At 67.8% G+C, this 17,306-nt stretch carries 16 protein-coding genes; 10 read left to right on the top strand and 6 right to left on the bottom strand.

Features of this window, described 5'->3' with window-relative positions:
- Positions 1-26 precede the first annotated feature (26 nt).
- From atpA to G3T37_RS03685, 6 genes are all read left to right on the top strand, one after another.
- Positions 27-1,658, top strand: a complete 1,632-nt coding sequence (gene atpA, locus G3T37_RS03710; protein ID WP_163472103.1) for a F0F1 ATP synthase subunit alpha — start codon at positions 27-29, stop codon at positions 1,656-1,658.
- A gap of 41 nt (positions 1,659-1,699) precedes the next feature.
- Positions 1,700-2,599 carry a F0F1 ATP synthase subunit gamma gene (locus tag G3T37_RS03705; RefSeq protein ID WP_163472102.1) on the top strand — a complete coding sequence of 300 codons (900 nt, stop codon included), beginning with the start codon at positions 1,700-1,702 and terminating at the stop codon, positions 2,597-2,599.
- A 21-nt stretch (positions 2,600-2,620) separates the two neighbouring features.
- Positions 2,621-4,111: a F0F1 ATP synthase subunit beta gene (gene atpD, locus G3T37_RS03700; RefSeq protein WP_194241319.1), complete on the top strand. Its 1,491-nt coding sequence runs from the start codon at positions 2,621-2,623 to the stop codon at positions 4,109-4,111.
- Positions 4,112-4,113: 2 nt separating this feature from the next.
- Positions 4,114-4,374: a F0F1 ATP synthase subunit epsilon gene (locus G3T37_RS03695; RefSeq protein ID WP_163472101.1), complete on the top strand. Its 261-nt coding sequence runs from the start codon at positions 4,114-4,116 to the stop codon at positions 4,372-4,374.
- Positions 4,375-4,438: 64 nt separating this feature from the next.
- Positions 4,439-5,185, top strand: coding sequence for a YaaA family protein (locus tag G3T37_RS03690; RefSeq protein WP_163472100.1), 747 nt, complete (start codon positions 4,439-4,441; stop codon positions 5,183-5,185).
- A gap of 30 nt (positions 5,186-5,215) precedes the next feature.
- A complete protein-coding gene (locus tag G3T37_RS03685) occupies positions 5,216-5,674 on the top strand; it encodes a DUF5684 domain-containing protein (protein WP_163472099.1) in 459 nt (152 codons plus the stop codon).
- Here G3T37_RS03685 and G3T37_RS03680 read toward each other — a convergent pair.
- Both G3T37_RS03680 and G3T37_RS03675 read right to left on the bottom strand, forming a co-directional pair.
- On the bottom strand, positions 5,671-6,267 hold the full coding sequence (locus tag G3T37_RS03680; protein WP_338401170.1) for a DNA-3-methyladenine glycosylase I: 597 nt from the start codon (positions 6,265-6,267) through the stop codon (positions 5,671-5,673). The two genes, G3T37_RS03685 and G3T37_RS03680, sit on opposite strands and share 4 nt — an antisense overlap.
- Positions 6,264-6,767 carry a methylated-DNA--[protein]-cysteine S-methyltransferase gene (locus tag G3T37_RS03675; RefSeq protein ID WP_163472098.1) on the bottom strand — a complete coding sequence of 168 codons (504 nt, stop codon included), beginning with the start codon at positions 6,765-6,767 and terminating at the stop codon, positions 6,264-6,266. Before G3T37_RS03675 ends, G3T37_RS03680 begins: the two co-directional genes overlap by 4 nt.
- A 105-nt stretch (positions 6,768-6,872) precedes the next feature.
- Here G3T37_RS03675 and G3T37_RS03670 point away from each other — a divergent pair, with 105 nt between their 5' ends.
- From G3T37_RS03670 to G3T37_RS03660, 3 genes are all read left to right on the top strand, one after another.
- Positions 6,873-7,838: an aldo/keto reductase gene (locus tag G3T37_RS03670; RefSeq protein WP_163472097.1), complete on the top strand. Its 966-nt coding sequence runs from the start codon at positions 6,873-6,875 to the stop codon at positions 7,836-7,838.
- A 67-nt stretch (positions 7,839-7,905) separates the two neighbouring features.
- Positions 7,906-9,639, top strand: coding sequence for an ABC transporter transmembrane domain-containing protein (locus G3T37_RS03665; RefSeq protein ID WP_163472096.1), 1,734 nt, complete (start codon positions 7,906-7,908; stop codon positions 9,637-9,639).
- Complete coding sequence (locus tag G3T37_RS03660) at positions 9,636-11,693, top strand: ABC transporter ATP-binding protein (protein ID WP_163472095.1); 2,058 nt, start codon at positions 9,636-9,638, stop codon at positions 11,691-11,693. The genes G3T37_RS03665 and G3T37_RS03660 overlap by 4 nt, the downstream gene beginning before the upstream one ends.
- Before the next feature lie 111 nt (positions 11,694-11,804).
- Here the strand turns inward: G3T37_RS03660 and G3T37_RS03655 are convergent, their stop codons facing one another.
- The 4 genes from G3T37_RS03655 to G3T37_RS03640 form a co-directional block, all read right to left on the bottom strand.
- The gene (locus tag G3T37_RS03655) at positions 11,805-12,353 is read right to left on the bottom strand and encodes a YceI family protein (RefSeq protein WP_163472094.1); all 549 of its coding nucleotides are present in this window, start codon (positions 12,351-12,353) and stop codon (positions 11,805-11,807) included.
- Between the two features lie 121 nt (positions 12,354-12,474).
- Positions 12,475-13,812, bottom strand: coding sequence for an NAD(P)/FAD-dependent oxidoreductase (locus tag G3T37_RS03650; protein WP_163472093.1), 1,338 nt, complete (start codon positions 13,810-13,812; stop codon positions 12,475-12,477).
- A gap of 19 nt (positions 13,813-13,831) precedes the next feature.
- The gene (locus G3T37_RS03645) at positions 13,832-15,238 is read right to left on the bottom strand and encodes an aspartate aminotransferase family protein (protein ID WP_163472092.1); all 1,407 of its coding nucleotides are present in this window, start codon (positions 15,236-15,238) and stop codon (positions 13,832-13,834) included.
- Complete coding sequence (locus G3T37_RS03640) at positions 15,235-15,717, bottom strand: Lrp/AsnC family transcriptional regulator (protein WP_163472091.1); 483 nt, start codon at positions 15,715-15,717, stop codon at positions 15,235-15,237. Before G3T37_RS03640 ends, G3T37_RS03645 begins: the two co-directional genes overlap by 4 nt.
- Positions 15,718-15,840: 123 nt before the next feature.
- Between G3T37_RS03640 and G3T37_RS03635 the strand changes: the two genes are divergently transcribed.
- A complete protein-coding gene (locus tag G3T37_RS03635; RefSeq protein WP_163472090.1) occupies positions 15,841-17,274 on the top strand; it encodes a gamma-aminobutyraldehyde dehydrogenase in 1,434 nt (477 codons plus the stop codon).
- The last annotated feature ends 32 nt before the right edge of the window (positions 17,275-17,306 follow it).

Here is a 17,306-nt window from a genome sequence, read left to right as displayed (position 1 = left end):
GAACACTTCAGGAGTAAGGAACACTAATGGCAGACATCACCATCAGCCCGGACGAGATCCGCGATGCGCTGAAAGATTTCGTCAAGGCCTACGAGCCCGGCAAGGCGGCGAAGACCGAGGTCGGTCACGTCACCAACGCCGCGGACGGCATCGCGCACGTCGAGGGTCTTCCCGGTGTGATGGCGAACGAGCTCGTGCGCTTCGAAGACGGCACTCTGGGCCTCGCCCAGAACCTCGAGGAGAACGAGATCGGCGTCGTCGTGCTCGGCGAGTTCACCGGTATCGAGGAGGGCCAGGAGGTCACCCGCACCGGCGAGGTGCTCTCCGTTCCCGTCGGCGATGCCTACCTCGGCCGTGTGGTCGACCCGCTGGGCAACCCGATCGACGGTCTCGGTGAGATCGCCTCCGAGGGTCGCCGCGCGCTCGAGCTTCAGGCTCCCGGCGTCATGCAGCGCAAGTCGGTCCACGAGCCGATGCAGACGGGTATCAAGGCGATCGACGCGATGATCCCGATCGGGCGCGGCCAGCGCCAGCTGATCATCGGTGACCGCCAGACCGGCAAGACCGCGATCGCGCTCGACACGATCATCAACCAGAAGGCCAACTGGGAGTCGGGCGACGTCAACAAGCAGGTGCGCTGCATCTACGTCGCGATCGGCCAGAAGGGCTCCACGATCGCGGGCATCAAGGGTGCGCTCGAGGACGCCGGCGCGATGGAGTACACGACGATCGTCGCGTCACCGGCCTCCGACCCCGCGGGCTTCAAGTACCTCGCCCCCTACACCGGCTCGGCCATCGGCCAGCACTGGATGTACGGCGGCAAGCACGTCCTCATCGTGTTCGACGACCTCTCCAAGCAGGCCGAGGCGTACCGCGCCGTGTCGCTACTGCTGCGTCGCCCGCCGGGCCGCGAGGCCTACCCCGGCGACGTCTTCTACCTGCACTCCCGCCTCCTGGAGCGCTGCGCGAAGCTGTCCGACGAACTGGGCGCCGGCTCGATGACGGGCCTCCCGATCATCGAGACCAAGGCCAACGACGTCTCGGCGTACATTCCCACGAACGTGATCTCGATCACCGACGGCCAGATCTTCCTTCAGTCCGATCTCTTCAACGCCAACCAGCGTCCCGCGGTCGACGTCGGAATCTCGGTCTCCCGTGTCGGTGGCGACGCCCAGGTGAAGTCGATCAAGAAGGTCTCCGGAACGCTCAAGCTCGAGCTCGCGCAGTACCGCTCGCTCGAGGCCTTCGCGCTGTTCGCCTCCGACCTCGACCAGACCAGCCGTCGCCAGCTCGCCCGCGGTGCGCGCCTGACAGAGCTTCTCCGTCAGCCGCAGTACTCCCCGTACCCGGTCGAGGAGCAGGTCGTCTCGATCTGGGCGGGCACCAACGGCAAGCTCGATGAGGTTCCCGTCGAGGATGTCCTGCGCTTCGAGCGCGAACTGCTCGACTACCTCGGCCGCAACACCGCGATCCTCACCACGCTGCGCGACACCAACGTGCTCGACGACGACACCGTCGCCGCGCTCGAGAAGTCGGTCGACGCGTTCAAGCTCGAGTTCCAGACGGGTGAGGGCAAGTCCCTCGCCGGCACGGAGCAGTTCAAGGAGATCGAGCCCGAGGACATCACGCAGGAGCAGATCGTCAAGCAGAAGCGCTGACGCGCCTCCCGACCGATCACCGACGAAGAAGAAAGTAAGACATGGGAGCGCAACTTCGGGTCTACCGGCAGAAGATCAAGTCTGCCCAGACGACCAAGAAGATCACTCGGGCCATGGAGCTCATCTCTGCCTCGCGCATCCAGAAGGCGCAGCAGCGGGTGGCCGCCTCCGGCCCCTACTCGCGGGCGGTCACGCGCGCGGTCTCCGCTGTCGCGACCTACTCGAACGTCGATCACATCCTGACGACCGAGCCCGAGAAGGTGACGCGCGCGGCTGTCGTGCTCTTCACCTCCGACCGAGGGCTCGCGGGCGCGTTCAGCACCAACATCGTGCGGGAGTCGGGCGAACTCGTGGCCCGGCTCACCGCCGAGGGCAAGCAGGTCGTGTACTACGTCGTGGGTCGCAAGGCCGCCGCGTACTTCGCCTTCCGTCGCCGCGCGGCCGAGAAGATCTGGACGGGCGGCACCGATCGTCCCGAGTTCGCGACCGCGCAGGAGATCGGCCGAACCCTCGTCGAGAAGTTCGTGCAGCCCGAGGAAGAGGGCGGTGTGAATGAGATCCACATCGTCTACAACCGCTTCGTGAGCGTGGTCACCCAGGTGCCCGAAGTGGTCCGTCTCCTGCCCCTCGAGGTCGTCGAGGGCGACGAGAAGCCGGCTCCCGACGAGGCACTGCCGCTGTACGAGTTCGAGCCCGAGGCCGCCGACGTTCTGGATGCCCTGCTCCCGGTCTACATCGAAAGCCGTATCTTCAACGCGATGCTGCAGTCCGCGGCCTCCGAGCACGCCGCCCGCCAGCGCGCGATGAAGTCGGCGAGCGACAACGCCGACAAGCTCATCACCGACTACACCCGGCTGGCCAACAACGCGCGCCAGTCCGAGATCACCCAGCAGATTTCCGAGATCGTGGGCGGCGCAGACGCCCTCAGCTCGGCGAAGTAGTAAGAACAGAAAAGGGAAGCCATGACTACTACAGCCCCCGCATCGAAGAAGAAGGGCGCCGCTCCGGCGTCGGGCGTCGTCAGCGTCGGCCGCATCGCGCGTGTCACCGGCCCCGTCGTCGACATCGAGTTCCCGCACGACTCGATCCCCAAGATGTACAACGCGCTCAAGACCACCATCACGCTGGACGGGGTGGGCACGGAGATCACGCTCGAGGTCGCGCAGCACCTCGGCGACGACGTCGTGCGCGCCATCGCGCTCAAGCCGACCGATGGTCTGGTCCGCGGCCAGGAGGTGCGCGACACCGGCGAGCCGATCTCCGTCCCCGTCGGAGACGTCACCAAGGGCAAGGTGTTCAACGTCATCGGCGAGGTGCTCAACGCCGACCCCGACGGCACGATCAATGGCGAGTCCTTCGAGATCACCGAGCGCTGGCCCATCCACCGCAAGCCCCCGGCCTTCGACCAGCTGGAATCGAAGACGGAGCTCTTCGAGACCGGAATCAAGGTCATCGACTTGCTCACCCCCTACGTGCAGGGTGGCAAGATCGGCCTCTTCGGCGGCGCCGGTGTCGGCAAGACCGTTCTCATCCAGGAGATGATCCAGCGCGTCGCGCAGGATCACGGTGGTGTGTCGGTGTTCGCGGGCGTCGGTGAGCGCACCCGCGAGGGCAACGACCTCATCCACGAGATGGAGGAGGCGGGTGTCTTCGACAAGACCGCCCTCGTGTTCGGCCAGATGGACGAGCCGCCGGGAACGCGTCTCCGCGTCGCGCTGTCGGCCCTCACCATGGCCGAGTACTTCCGCGACGTGCAGAACCAGGACGTTCTGCTCTTCATCGACAACATCTTCCGGTTCACCCAGGCGGGATCCGAGGTGTCGACCCTGCTGGGTCGTATGCCCTCCGCCGTGGGTTACCAGCCCAACCTCGCCGACGAGATGGGCGTGCTCCAGGAGCGCATCACCTCGACCCGTGGACACTCGATCACCTCGCTGCAGGCGATCTACGTCCCGGCCGACGACTACACCGACCCCGCCCCGGCGACGACCTTCGCGCACCTCGACGCGACGACCGAGCTGAGCCGCGAGATCGCGTCGAAGGGCCTGTACCCCGCTGTCGACCCGCTCACCTCCACGAGCCGGATCCTCGACCCGCGCTACCTGGGTGCCGACCACTACCGGGTCGCGACGGCGACCAAGGCGATCCTGCAGAAGAACAAGGAGCTCCAGGAGATCATCGCGATCCTCGGTGTCGACGAACTCTCCGAGGAGGACCGCGTCACCGTCTCGCGGGCGCGCCGCATCCAGCAGTTCCTCTCGCAGAACACCTACATGGCGAAGAAGTTCACGGGCGTCGAGGGCTCGACCGTTCCGCTGAAGGACACCATCGAGTCGTTCGACGCGATCGCTCGCGGCGACTTCGACCACGTGGCCGAGCAGGCGTTCTTCAACGTCGGCGCGATCAGCGATGTCGAAGAGGCGTGGGCCCGCATCCAGAAGGAGAACGGCTGATCATGGCCGAACTCACGGTGAGCGTCGTCTCCGCCGACGCCGAGGTGTGGACGGGGGCGGCCCGACAGGTCGTCGCCCGCACCACCGAGGGCGAGATCGGTATTCTCGCGGGACACGAGCCGATTCTCGCGGTGCTCGCCGCGGGTGAGGTGCGGGTGCTGACGCCCGAGGGCACGACTGTCACGGCGACCGCCGACGACGGTTTCCTCTCGGTCGAGCACGACCGCGTCACCGTCGTCGCGCGCAACGCCCAACTGGCCTGACGCGGGTGACCGGCCCGACGCCCGCCTGGCGGGCGCGTCGGCACCGGCGTCACCGGGAGAGGTGATGCTGGTCATCCTGCCGCCGTCGGAGACGAAGCGGGATGGCGGCCACGACGGCACGACGCTGTCACTCGACGAGCTGTCGTTTCCCGAGCTGACGCGGGCGAGGCGTGCCGCTCTCGCCGGGCTACGACGCACCTCGAGCAGCGTGAGTCGTGCGATGGCCGCCCTGCGACTGGGGCCGACTCAGCGGGCCGAGGTCGAACGCAACCGGCAGGTGACGTCGTCGCCCCTCATGCCCGCGATCGACCGGTACACGGGCGTGCTCTACGACGCGCTCGATTCCGCGACCCTGCCCGAGGCGGCCCGCGCCTGGTTGTTTCAGCACGTCGTGATCCACTCGGCCTTGTTCGGGTTGACCCGAGCCGGAGACGAGATTCCGGCGTACCGCCTCTCGCACGACAGCCGACTCGACGGGGTGGCGCTGAGGGCGCTGTGGCGGGAGCCGATCGGGCGCGTGCTCGCGGGCGAGGGAGGCGTGATCCTCGATCTCCGCTCGGAGGGCTACGTGGAGCTCGGCCCGGCACCGGCGCGTGCCCACAGCGTGTTCACGCGCGTGCTCACCGTGGACGACTCGGGTGCCCGGCGGGCGTTGAACCACTTCAACAAGACGGCGAAGGGCGAGCTGGTTCGCGCGCTCGCTGTCGCCGGCCGTAACTTCGGCACCGTGGAGGAGCTCGTCGAGTGGGCTGCCGAATCGGGGATCGAGCTCGCGCGCGGCCCCGAGGGCGAGGTGCACCTGGTCGTCTGACGTGGCGCTCCCGCCCCCTAGAGTGTGGACATGAATTCTGATCCGTACTCCGGACTCAACGCGCTCATCAATATCATCCTGATCGCCGGCTACCTGGTCATCCTGCTGGGTGCCTACGTGCTCACCTCCATCTCGCTCATGCTCTTCTTCCGCAAGGTCGGGGTGGCGCCGTGGGCCGGCTGGGTTCCGATCTACTCGACGTGGAAGTGGCTGGAAGTCGGCGGTCAGGCGGGCGCGTGGTCGCTCCTGTCGCTCGTGCCGTACGCGAACATCGTGCCGTTCGTGCTGTTGGCGATGGGGATGTACCGCACGGGAATCGCGTTCCGCAAGCCGAGCGGGTGGGTGGTCCTGGGAATCTTCCTCCCATGGCTGTGGTGCCTGCTCCTCGCGGGTCGCGAGAACGTCTACGAGCCGTCGCTCATCACCGCGGCCGGCTTTCCGCCGCCGCGGGCGGGCTTCGGCAGCGTTCCTCGCACTCCCGGTGCCTAGGCGACCCGCCAGCACCCGACCAGGTGATCATCGACCATCCCGCTCGATTGCATGAGCGCGTACATGGTCGTAGGCCCCACGAAGCGGAACCCGCGCCTCCGCAGGGCGGCACTCATCGCCTCCGACTCGGGGGTGATGGCGGCCAGCTCCGACATCGCCGCGGGTCGGGCGGTCCGGGCCGAAGGCGCGAACGACCACAGGAGTTCGTCGAGCGCGCCCGGCGCGCCGTCGGTGAGCTCGAGCATGATGCGCGCATTGGAGATCGTGGCCAGGATCTTGGCCCGATTCCGGATGATCCGCTCGTCGCTCATCAGAGCCTCGACCCGCGCGTCGTCGTAGCCGGCGATCACCGCGGGGTCGAAGTCATCGAACGCTTCGCGGAAGCCGGGCCGTCGGCGAAGGATCGTGATCCAGGAGAGCCCGGCCTGGAAGCCCTCGAGGCTGAGCTTCTCGAAGAGCGGCCGGTCGCCGTGCAGCGCGCGGCCCCACTCTTCGTCGTGATAGCGGCGATACTCCGGATCGCTGCCGACCCAGCGGCACCGGGCGAGTCCGTCGTCGCCTACCACGAGATCGGGCGCGGGGCTCGCGGTCACGCCGCGAACTCGATTCCCTCGTGGGCCAGCAGCCAGGCCTTCGTCGGAATGCCGTCTCCGCCGCTGTACCCGGTGATGCGCCGACCGGTCGCCAGCACGCGATGGCAGGGAACGATGATGGGGACCGGATTGGCGCCGACTGCACCGCCGACGGCGCGGCCCGCCGTGGGGCGCCCCGTCGCCTGACCCAGCTCGCCGTAGCTCGTGATCTCGCCCCACTCGAGTTCGTCGAGCCGCGCCCACACCGCGCGCTGAAAGGCGGTGCCGCGGGCGTCGATCGGGAGCTCGAAGCGCTGGCGCGCGCCGCGGAAGTAGTCCGCGAGCTGGCGCGCGGCCTCGCGGAGGATGTCGTCGGGCCGGTCATCCAGGTGATCGTGGGGGAGGACGCCGGCGCGGGCGATCGAGAGCGAGGTGAGCGATGAGCCGTCGCCGGTGACCTCGATGCGGCCGATCGGTGAGTCGAGGCGGAGGAGCGCGACGGGGGAGGGGGACGTGACCATGAACCGACTGTAGCCGCCGCCACCGACCTCCACTGGCGGGAATCGGACACGGGATCGGGCCTGTGGACCGCCCCGGCCTGGGGAGGAGTGGGGCAGGATGGTGCCATGGCTGACATGCACTACCGCCCGCTCGGACGCTCGGGTCTCATGGTCTCTGCCGTCGGGCTGGGATGCAACAATTTCGGTCGGCCGAAGACCGCGACCGAGACGCAGGCCGGCACCGACGCGGTCGTGCACGCGGCGATCGACGCCGGCATCACGCTGTTCGACACGGCGGACATCTATGGCGGCCAGCGCGGGCTCAGCGAGAGCCTGATGGGCAACGCCCTCCGCGGACGGCGGGACGAGGTCGTCCTCGCGACCAAATTCGGCATGGACATGGGCGGCGCGAACGGCCCGGACTGGGGCGCCCGCGCCTCTCGGCGATACATTCGCATCGCGGTGGAGGCGAGCCTGCGTCGATTGCGCACCGACTGGATCGATCTCTACCAGTTGCATCACCCGGATGGCATCACGCCGATGGACGAGACTCTCGCGGCACTTGACGAGCTCGTGCAGCAGGGCAAGGTGCGGTACATCGGGCACTCCAACCTCACCGGATGGCAGATCGCCGACGCGGAATGGCGGGCCGAGTCCGCCGGGCACCCGCACTTCATCTCCGCCCAGAACGAGTACAGCCTGCTCGTGCGCCACGTCGAGGACGACGTGCTCCCCGCCGCGAACGCCTACGGGCTCGGGTTCCTGCCCTTCTTCCCGCTGTTCAATGGGCTGTTCACGGGCAAGTACACGCGGGAGTCGAGGCCGGCGGATGGCCGGCTCACGGTCATCCGCCCCGAAGCCCTCGACGGCGTGCCCTGGGACGCGATGGCGCGCTATCAGGCGTTCTGCGACGAGCGCGGCGTCAGCATGCTGGAGGCGACCCTCGAGTGGTTGCTGGCGCAGCCGGGGGTGTCGAGCGTGATCGCCGGGGCGACGAAGCCGGAGCAGGTGGTCACGAACGCGCGATCCGCGGGCCGCTGGTCGCCGACCCCCACCGATCTCGCGGCCATCTCGGCATTCTTCCCCCGCTGATCCGCTGTCGGCGAATACTCTCATTCGAGTATTCCCCGCTGTCTGTGGCTCGCCCTAGGCTTCAGGGGTGCTTCTGAGAATCCTCGGTAAATTCCTGCGCCCGCACTGGCGCCTGCTGACGGGCGTCATCGTCTTCCAGCTGGCCCAGTCCATCGCCTCGCTGTACCTGCCCAGCCTCAACGCCGACATCATCAACAACGGCGTCGCGCAGGGCGACACGGGCTACATCGTGCGAGTGGGAGTCCTCATGCTCGCCATCACGCTCGCGCAGGTCGTGGCGGCCATCGTCGCGGTCTACTTCGGGGCGAAGGCTGCCATGCGCGTCGGGCGCGACCTTCGCGCGGCCATCTTCGACCGCGTGGGCGTCTTCTCCGAGCGCGAGGTGTCGTCGTTCGGTGCTCCCTCGCTGATCACCCGCACGACGAACGACGTGCAGCAGGTGCAGATGCTCGTGCTCATGACCTGCACCCTGCTGGTCTCCGCGCCGATCCTCGCCATCGGCGGAGTGATCATGGCTCTGCAGCAGGACGTGGGGCTGTCGTGGATCATGGTCGTCGCGGTTCCGGTGCTGCTCGTCTCGATCGGCCTCATCATCACGCGCATGGTGCCCCTGTTCCGGTCGATGCAGACACGGATCGATGCGGTCAACCGCGTGCTGCGCGAGCAGTTGACGGGCATCCGCGTCGTGCGCGCCTTCGTGCGGGAGACCGTCGAGGTGGAGAGGTTCGAGTCGGCCAACGCCGACCTCACCCAGACCGCGGTGCGCGCGGGGCGGCTCTTCGCGCTGGTCTTCCCGGTCGTCATGCTCATCCTCAACGTCTCGAGCGTCGCGGTGATCTGGTTCGGCGCCGCTCGGGTGGAGGACGGCTCGATCAAGATCGGTGCCCTCACGGCGTTCCTGCAATATCTGATCCAGATCCTCATGGCGGTCATGATGGCGACCTTCATGGCGATCCTCATTCCCCGTGCGTCGGTCTCCTCCGACCGCATCGCGGAGGTGCTCGACACCGAATCGAGCGTGGTCATCGATCCCGCTCCGGTCTCTCGCCTGCACGAGCACGGCGAACTCGCCTTCCGCGACGTCACCTTCACGTATCCCGGTGCGGACGCGCCGGTGTTGCGCGGCATCGACTTCACGGCCAGGCCCGGTACGACGACCGCGATCATCGGCTCCACCGGCTCGGGCAAGACGACCCTCGTGAGCCTCATCCCGCGATTGTTCGACGTGACCGGCGGCGCGACTCTCGTCGACGGCGAAGACGTCCGGCGCCTCGACCCGGAACTCCTGTGGAGCCGAATCGGCCTGGTGCCCCAGAAGCCTTATCTGTTTTCCGGAACGGTCGCGTCCAACCTCCGCTACGGCAACCCCGACGCGAGCGACGACGATCTCTGGGAGGCCCTCGACATCGCCCAGGCGCGGGAGTTCGTCGCCGAGATGCCCGAGCGGCTCGAGGCGCCAATCGCCCAGGGCGGCACCAACGTGTCAGGCGGTCAGCGCCAGCGACTCGCGATCGCCCGTGCCCTCGTGCGCAAGCCGGAGATCTACGTGTTCGACGACTCGTTCTCGGCCCTCGACACGGCGACGGATGCCCGGCTCCGGCAGGCGCTGTTCCGGTCGGTTCGCGGCGCCACGATCATCGTCGTGGCCCAGCGCGTCTCCACGATCGTGGAGGCCGACCAGATCCTGGTGCTCGAGCACGGCGAGATCGTGGGCCGTGGCACCCACGCCGAGCTGCTGGCGTCGAACGACACCTACGCTGAGATCGTCGATAGCCAGCTCCGCGCGGAGGAGGCGGCATGAGTGACAGCAATCGCGCCCCGGTCCGTCCGCCCATGCCGCGCCGCGGCCCCGGTGGTGGTGGTGGCCCCTTCGGCGGAATGGGCATGCCGGTCGAGAAGTCGCTGAACTTCGGGCCGTCGGCCCGGCGTCTCCTCGGCAGACTGCGACCGGAGCGTGTCGCCGTCGTCGCGGTCATCCTGCTGGGGGTCGTGAGCGTGGTTCTCAGCGTGATCGGCCCGAAGCTCCTCGGTCAGGCCACGAACCTGGTCTTCGACGGCTTCGTCTCGAAGTCGCTCCCGGCGGGCGCCACGCAAGCAGAGGTCATCGCGGGGCTCCGCGCCGCGGGCAAGAACCAGCTCGCCGATCTGCTGAGCGGCATGCAGCTGCACCCCGGCCATGGCATCGACTTCGCCGCGCTCAGCAGCGTGCTGCTCATCACCCTCGCGCTCTACGTGTTCTCCGCCGTCTTCATGTGGCTGCAGGGCTACGTGTTGAACGGGGTGACGCAGCGCACCGTCTATCGCATGCGCCGCGACGTCGAGGCGAAGCTCAATCGCCTGCCGCTCAGCTACTTCGATCGCACCCCGCGGGGGGAGCTGCTGAGCCGGGTCACCAACGACATCGACAACATCTCGCAGACCCTCCAGCAGACGATGAGTCAGCTGGTGACCTCGCTGCTCACGGTGGTCGGCGTTCTGGTCATGATGTTCGTCATCTCGCCCCTCCTCGCGGTGATCGCCCTCGTGACCATTCCGCTCACCCTGCTCATCACGGCGGTCATCGCGAAGCGGTCGCAGAAGCTCTTCGTCGCCCAGTGGTCGCACACCGGCGCGTTGAACGGTCAGATCGAGGAGGCCTTCACCGGCCACGCGCTCGTCAAGGTGTTCGGGCGCCAGAAGGAGGTCGCGGCCCGCTTCGCCGACAAGAACGACGAACTGTATCGCGCGAGCTTCGGCGCCCAGTTCGTGAGCGGCATCATCATGCCGTCCATGATGTTCGTGGGCAACCTCGTCTACGTCGCGATCGCCGTCGTCGGCGGCCTCATGGTCGCGTCCGGGTCGATGGGAATCGGCGACGTGCAGGCCTTCATCCAGTACTCGCGCCAGTTCACGCAGCCGCTCAGCCAGCTCGGCTCGATGGCGAACCTCCTGCAGTCGGGGGTCGCGAGCGCCGAGCGAGTGTTCGAACTGCTCGACGCGACGGAGCAGTCGCCGGATGACCGGGAGGAGGTGCCCGCACCCGTCAGCCCGTCCGCCGACGCCAGTGCCGACACCAATGCCGATGCCGACGTCAATGCCGAGACCGGAGCGGTCGCCGCCCCGGGCACGCCACTCCCGGGTCGCCTCGCCTTCGAGAACGTCTCGTTCCGCTACGACGCGGAGACCCCGCTCATCGAGACGCTGTCGCTGGTCGCCGAGCCGGGGCAGACCATCGCCATCGTGGGACCGACGGGCGCGGGTAAGACGACCCTGGTGAACCTGATGATGCGCTTCTACGAGGTGGACGCCGGTCGCATCACGCTCGATGGCGTCGACATCGCGCGGCTGCCGCGGGCGGAGCTGCGGTCCCGGATGGGGATGGTGCTGCAGGACACCTGGCTGTTCGGAGGCACGATTCGCGACAACATCGCCTACGGTCGCACCGGAGCGTCGGAGGCCGACATCCTCGAGGCTGCCACCGCGAGCTACGTCGATCGCTTCGTGCACGCCCTTCCCGATGGCTACGACACGGTGCTCGACGACGAGGCGTCGAACCTGTCAGCGGGGGAGAAGCAACTGATCACGATCGCCCGTGCCTTCATCGCGCGACCGAACGTGCTCATCCTCGACGAGGCGACGAGCTCGGTGGACACGCGCACCGAGGTGCTCGTGCAGCGCGCCATGCGCGCCCTCCGGCAGAACCGCACGAGCTTCGTGATCGCGCACCGGCTCTCCACCATTCGTGACGCGGATCTGATCCTCGTGATGGAGCACGGCTCGATCGTCGAACAGGGCGACCACGACCAGCTCCTCGCCGCGGGCGGGGCGTACGCGCGTCTGTACGAGGCGCAGTTCGCGGCGCCCGTCGAGGGCTGACCGGGCACGCGACCGCCGCAACACGCCTCCGTGGCGGTTCGTCACGCACGACCGCCCAAAACGATCGATGGCCCCCGCTGCACGCAGCGGGGGCCATGTCGGTCAGGGGGATTACTGCAGGACGAGCTGGATCTCGACGTTCACGGTCACGTCGTCGCCGAGGGTGAATCCACCGCCCTCGAGGGCCGCGTTCCAGTTGACGCCGAAGTCCTTGCGGTTGATCTTCGTGCTCGCGGTCACGCCGGCCTTCGTCTGGCCGTAGCCGTCGGTGACGATGCCGCCGAACTCGCCGCGCAGGGTGACGGGCTTCGTCACACCGCGGAGGGTGAGCTCACCCGCGAGGGTGAAGTCGTCGCCGTCGATGGCGATGTCGGATCCGCGGAACGTCATCGTGGGGTACTCCTCGACGAGGAAGAAGTCGCTCGTGCGGAGGTGGTTGTCGCGATCCTTCTGGTTGGTGTCGACCGAGGCGATGTCGACGGTCGCCTCGACGGTGACCTGGCCCTCGGCGGTGGTCTCGACGGTCACGTCGAAGGTGCGGAACGAGCCGCGCACCTTGCTGATCGCCAGGTGGCGCACCGAGAAGGTGATCTCCGAGTGGGTGGGGTCGAGCTTCCAGGTGCCGACGGCGTACTGGGGGTGAGTGGTTGTCGCTGTCATAACACCATGCAAGTGCATCCATTCGGGTTCTATTCCCGATTTTGGTGACATGTCACCAAAATTAATCCACCGTTCATCTGGGCGGGTCGCGAGGGACCCGCACGGGTCGTCTCCACGCGGGTCAGTGACCGGTGAGCGGCCCCATCACGCGCGCCGTGACCGAGGCGCGGCGGGTGAGCCGCTCCTCGGCATCCGCGGCCTCCATCGCGAGGAGGCCCGCGTTCGAGCCCAGGAAGCGCAACGGCTCCGGCTCCCAGCGCGGAGATCGATGCCCCACCCAGGGGAGCGCGGTGAGCGGTGTCTCGGCCCCCGTCACGAGATCGGCGAGCGTTCGTCCCGCCAGATTGGTCGTCGACAGCCCGTCGCCCACGTATCCGCCCGCGCGCCCGATGCGCGTGTCGGGATCGAAGGAAACGTGCGCGTGCCAGTCCCGGGGCACGCCGAGCGGCCCGCCCCAGCGATGGGTGACTGCGGCCGAGCGGGCCTGCGGGAACAGTTCGTCGAGCGCCGTCTTCAGGTGCGCGAAGACGCGTTCGGATCGGTCGTACTCCGGCCGGATCGCGCTGCCCCAGTGGTAGCGCGCCCCGCGGCCGCCGAAGGCGAAGCGGTTGTCGGCCGTGCGCTGGCCGTAGATGAGGAGGTGCCGGTAGTCGGTGAAGGTCTGGCCGTGCTCGATGCCGATCGACTCCCAGACGGCGTCGCTGAGCGGCTCGGTCGCGATCATGAGGGAGTACAGCGGCAGGACATCCCGCCGGGTCTGCGCGAGGCTCGCGCCGTAGCCCTCGGTCGCGAGGATGACCGCCCCCGCCCGCACCGAGCCCCGCTGTGTCTCGACCCGGCCCGCGGCCCAGCCCGTCACCGCCGTCTGCTCGTAGATGGTCGCTCCCCGGGCCTCGACCACGCGCGCAAGCCCGCGCACGAGTTTCGCGGGGTGCAGTCGGGCGCAGTTGGGATCCCACGTTCCGTCGTCACGGCGCACGAGCGTGTCGACCCCGTAGCGCTCGGCCTCCCGAACGTCGTCGTCGGCCGCGCGTCGCTGCACCTCGGTGCGGGCGAAGGCGACGGTGCCGCCCTTCGCGAAGTCGCACTCGATGCCCTGGGCCAGAACCACACGGCCCACCTCGTCGACGGTGTCGATCATCGCGCGTCGCATCGCGAGCGCGGCGTCCCGTCCGTGTGAGCGTTCCAGCGACGCCGTCGAGCGGGGGAAGAGGGCGCTGCACCAGCCGCCGTTGCGCCCCGAGGCGCCGAAACCCGCGATCTCCTTCTCCAGCAGAGCGATCCGCAGGGTGGGATCGCGTTCTTGCAGGGAGTACGCGGTCCAGAGTCCGGTGAGTCCGGCGCCGATGATCGCCACATCGACTGAGAGCTCACCCGGGAGGGCGGGCCGCGGCGTCAGGTCATCAGCGACGGTGGCATGCCAGAACGAGAGGGCGCGGTAGTCGGTCGCGACGGTCATCCTCGTGAGTCCCGGTCGCTCAGAGGCGTGACCAGGCCTCGGTCAGGACGCTGCGAAGGATTCCCTCGATCTCGTCGAACTCGGCGGGGCCGATGGTCAGCGGGGGCGCGAGCTGCACGACGGGGTCGCCCCGGTCGTCGGCGCGGCAGTAGAGTCCCGCGTCGAACAGTCCCTTGGAGAGGAATCCGCGGAGCAGTCGCTCGGACTCGGCGTCATCGAAGGTCTCCTTCGTCGCCTTGTCTTTCACGAGCTCGATGCCGAAGAAGTAGCCGTCGCCGCGCACGTCGCCGACGATCGGCAGGTCGAGCAGCTTCTCGAGCGTCTGGCGGAAGATCGGCGAGTTGGTTCGCACGTTCTCGTTCAGACCCTCCTCCTCGAAGATGTCGAGGTTCGCGAGCGCGACCGCCGACGAGACCGGATGACCGCCGAAGGTGTAGCCGTGGTAGAACGAGGTCTGCCCGTGCTTGAACGGCTCGTAGAGACGGTCGCTCACGATCGTCGCGCCGATGGGGGAGTACCCGCTCGTCATGCCCTTCGCGCAGGTGATCATGTCGGGCACGTAGCCGTAGGCGTCGCAGGCGAACATGTGGCCGATGCGACCGAAGGCGCAGATGACTTCGTCGGAGACCAGCAGCACGTCGTACTTGTCGCAGATCTCGCGCACGCGCTGGAAGTAGCCGGGGGGCGGCGGGAAGCAGCCACCGCTGTTCTGCACGGGCTCGAGGAACACGGCCGCGACGGTCTCGGGACCCTCGAACTGGATCATCTCCTCGATCCGGTTCGCGGCCCAGACGCCGAACTGCTCCTCGGTGCCGGTGAACCCCATCTCCTCGGCGCGGTAGTAGTTGGTGTTCGGCACCCGGAAGCCACCGGGGGTGACCGGTTCGAACATCTCCTTCATCGCGGGGATGCCGGTGATCGCGAGGGCGCCCTGCGGGGTGCCGTGATAGGCGACGGCCCGCGAGATGACCTTGTGCTTGGTGGGACGGCCCTGAAGCTTCCAGTAGTACTTGGCGAGCTTGAAGGCGGTCTCGACCGCCTCGCCGCCGCCGGTGGAGAAGAACACCCGGTTGAGGTCGCCCGGGGCGTAGGAGGCGAGGCGATCGGCGAGCTCGATCGCGGAGGGATGCGCGTACGACCAGAGCGGGAAGAAGGCGAGTTCCTCGGCCTGCTTGGCCGCGACCTGGGCGAGGCGGCGGCGCCCGTGACCGGCGTTCACGACGAAGAGGCCGGAGAGGCCGTCGAAGTACTTCTTGCCCTTCGAGTCCCAGATGTGGTGCCCCTCGCCCTTGGTGATGATGGGCACGCCGGCACCGTCCTCCATCACGGACTGGCGAGCGAAGTGCATCCAGAGGTGGTCTTTCGCCTTCTGCTGCATCTCGGTCTCGCCCGCGAAGGTGGTGACGGGCTGTTCGGTTGTAGTCATCGTGTTCCCCAGTTGTAGAACTGCTTCTCGAGTTTCAGGTAGACGAACGTCTCGGTGGAGGCGACGCCCGGTATGGCGCGGATGTTCTTGTTGAGCAGGTCGATCAGGTCTTCGTCGTTCTCGCAGACGACCTCGGCGAGGATGTCGAAGCTGCCCGCGGTGAGCACGACGTAGTCCACCGCCGGGATCATTCCCAGGGCCGCGGCCACAGAGGTGGTGTCGCCGGTCACGCGGACGCCGATCATTGCCTGCCGGTAGAAGCCCAATTGCATGGGGTCGGTGACGGCGACGACCTGCATCACGCCCGAGTCGGTGAGCTTCTGCACGCGCTGGCGCACCGCGGCCTCGCTGAGACCCACCGCCTTGCCGATCTCGGCGTAGGAGCGTCGGCCATCGCTCTGGAGTTGCTCGATGATCGCCTTGGAGACGTCGTCGAGCTGGATCGGCTTCGCGCCGGGGCTTCGTCCTGCCGCACTCATGGTTCGATTCTGTCAGTCGATCAGGTTGGCCACAAGGGAATCCGAACGTGAGTTGCCATTTGACCATCGAAATCAGTGGTCTAAAGCCTAGAAGGCCGCGCATCCAATGGCTAGGATCGTCGCATGAGCGAACGCATCCTTCGGAACTTCATCAATGGCGAATATGTCGACGCGAACGCCGACTCCAGCTTCGACGTCATCGACCCGGCGACCGAGTCGAGCTACGCCTCCTCGCCCGTCTCCTCGGCGGCGGACGTGGACACCGCCTTCCGCGCCGCCGCGGACGCGTTCGAGGGCTGGGGCGAGTCCACCCCGGCCGAGCGCCAGCTCGCGCTCTTCCGCATCGCCGACGCGATGGAGGCGCGCGCCGAGGAGTTCGCCGACCTGGAGTCGCAGGACACGGGCAAGCCGCGGGCGAGCCTCGTCGCCGACGAGATCCTGCTCTCGGTGGACCAGATCCGCTTCTTCGCGGGCGCCGCACGCAACCTCGATGGCAAGTCGGCCGGCGAGTACATGAAGGACCACACCTCGTTCATCCGCCGCGAACCGATCGGTGTGATCGGTCAGGTCACCCCGTGGAACTACCCGCTCAACATGGCGGTGTGGAAGTTCGCGCCGGCCATCGCCGCGGGCAACACCACGGTGCTGAAGCCCAGCGACACGACGCCGTCCTCCACCCTGCTGCTGGCTGAGGTGGCCGCGGAGTTCCTGCCGAAGGGCGTGCTCAACGTCATCACGGGCGACCGGACCACCGGCGCCGCGATGATCGAGCACCGGATCCCGCAGATGGTCTCGATCACGGGATCGGTGCGCGCGGGCATGGAGGTCGCGCGTTCGGCGGCCAACGACCTCAAGCGCGTTCACCTCGAACTGGGCGGCAAGGCCCCGGTGATCGTGTTCGACGACGCGAACATCGAGGCGGCCGTGGAGGGCATCGGCATCGCCGGCTACTTCAACGCGGGTCAGGACTGCACCGCGGCGACCCGGGTCATCGTGCACGAGGCGATCCACGACGAGTTCGTCGCCGCGATGGTGGCCTGGGCGCGCGAGAACGCGCAGACGGGCACCCCCGACCGCGATGACATCCTGTTCGGCCCGGTCAACAACGCCAACCAGCTGGAGCGCGTCTCCGGCATCGTGGATGCCCTGCCCTCGCACGCGAACATCGAGCTCGGCGGCCACCGCCAGGGCAGCACGGGGTACTTCTACGAGGCGACCATCGTCTCCGGCCTCCAGCAGGACGACGACGCCATCCAGAACGAGATCTTCGGGCCGGTCATCACGGTGCAGAAGTTCCGCGACGAGGCGCAGGCGCTTGAGTGGGCGAACGGCGTGCAGTACGGACTCGCCTCGAGCGTCTGGACGAAGGACCACTCCCGCGCGATGCGCTTCGCCAAGCACCTGGACTTCGGCTGCGTGTGGATCAACACGCACATCCCGCTCGTGGCCGAGATGCCGCACGGCGGCTTCAAGCACTCCGGCTACGGCAAGGACCTCTCGGCCTACGGCTTCGACGACTACACGCGAATCAAACACGTGATGAGCTACATCGGCTGACGATTCGTCGCGGAACAGGCGATAATCGGCAG

The sequence above is a fragment of the Galbitalea soli genome (assembly GCF_010686725.1).
Classification (GTDB): Bacteria; Actinomycetota; Actinomycetes; order Actinomycetales; family Microbacteriaceae; genus Galbitalea; species Galbitalea soli.
This window is presented reverse-complemented; position numbering and strand designations above follow the sequence as displayed.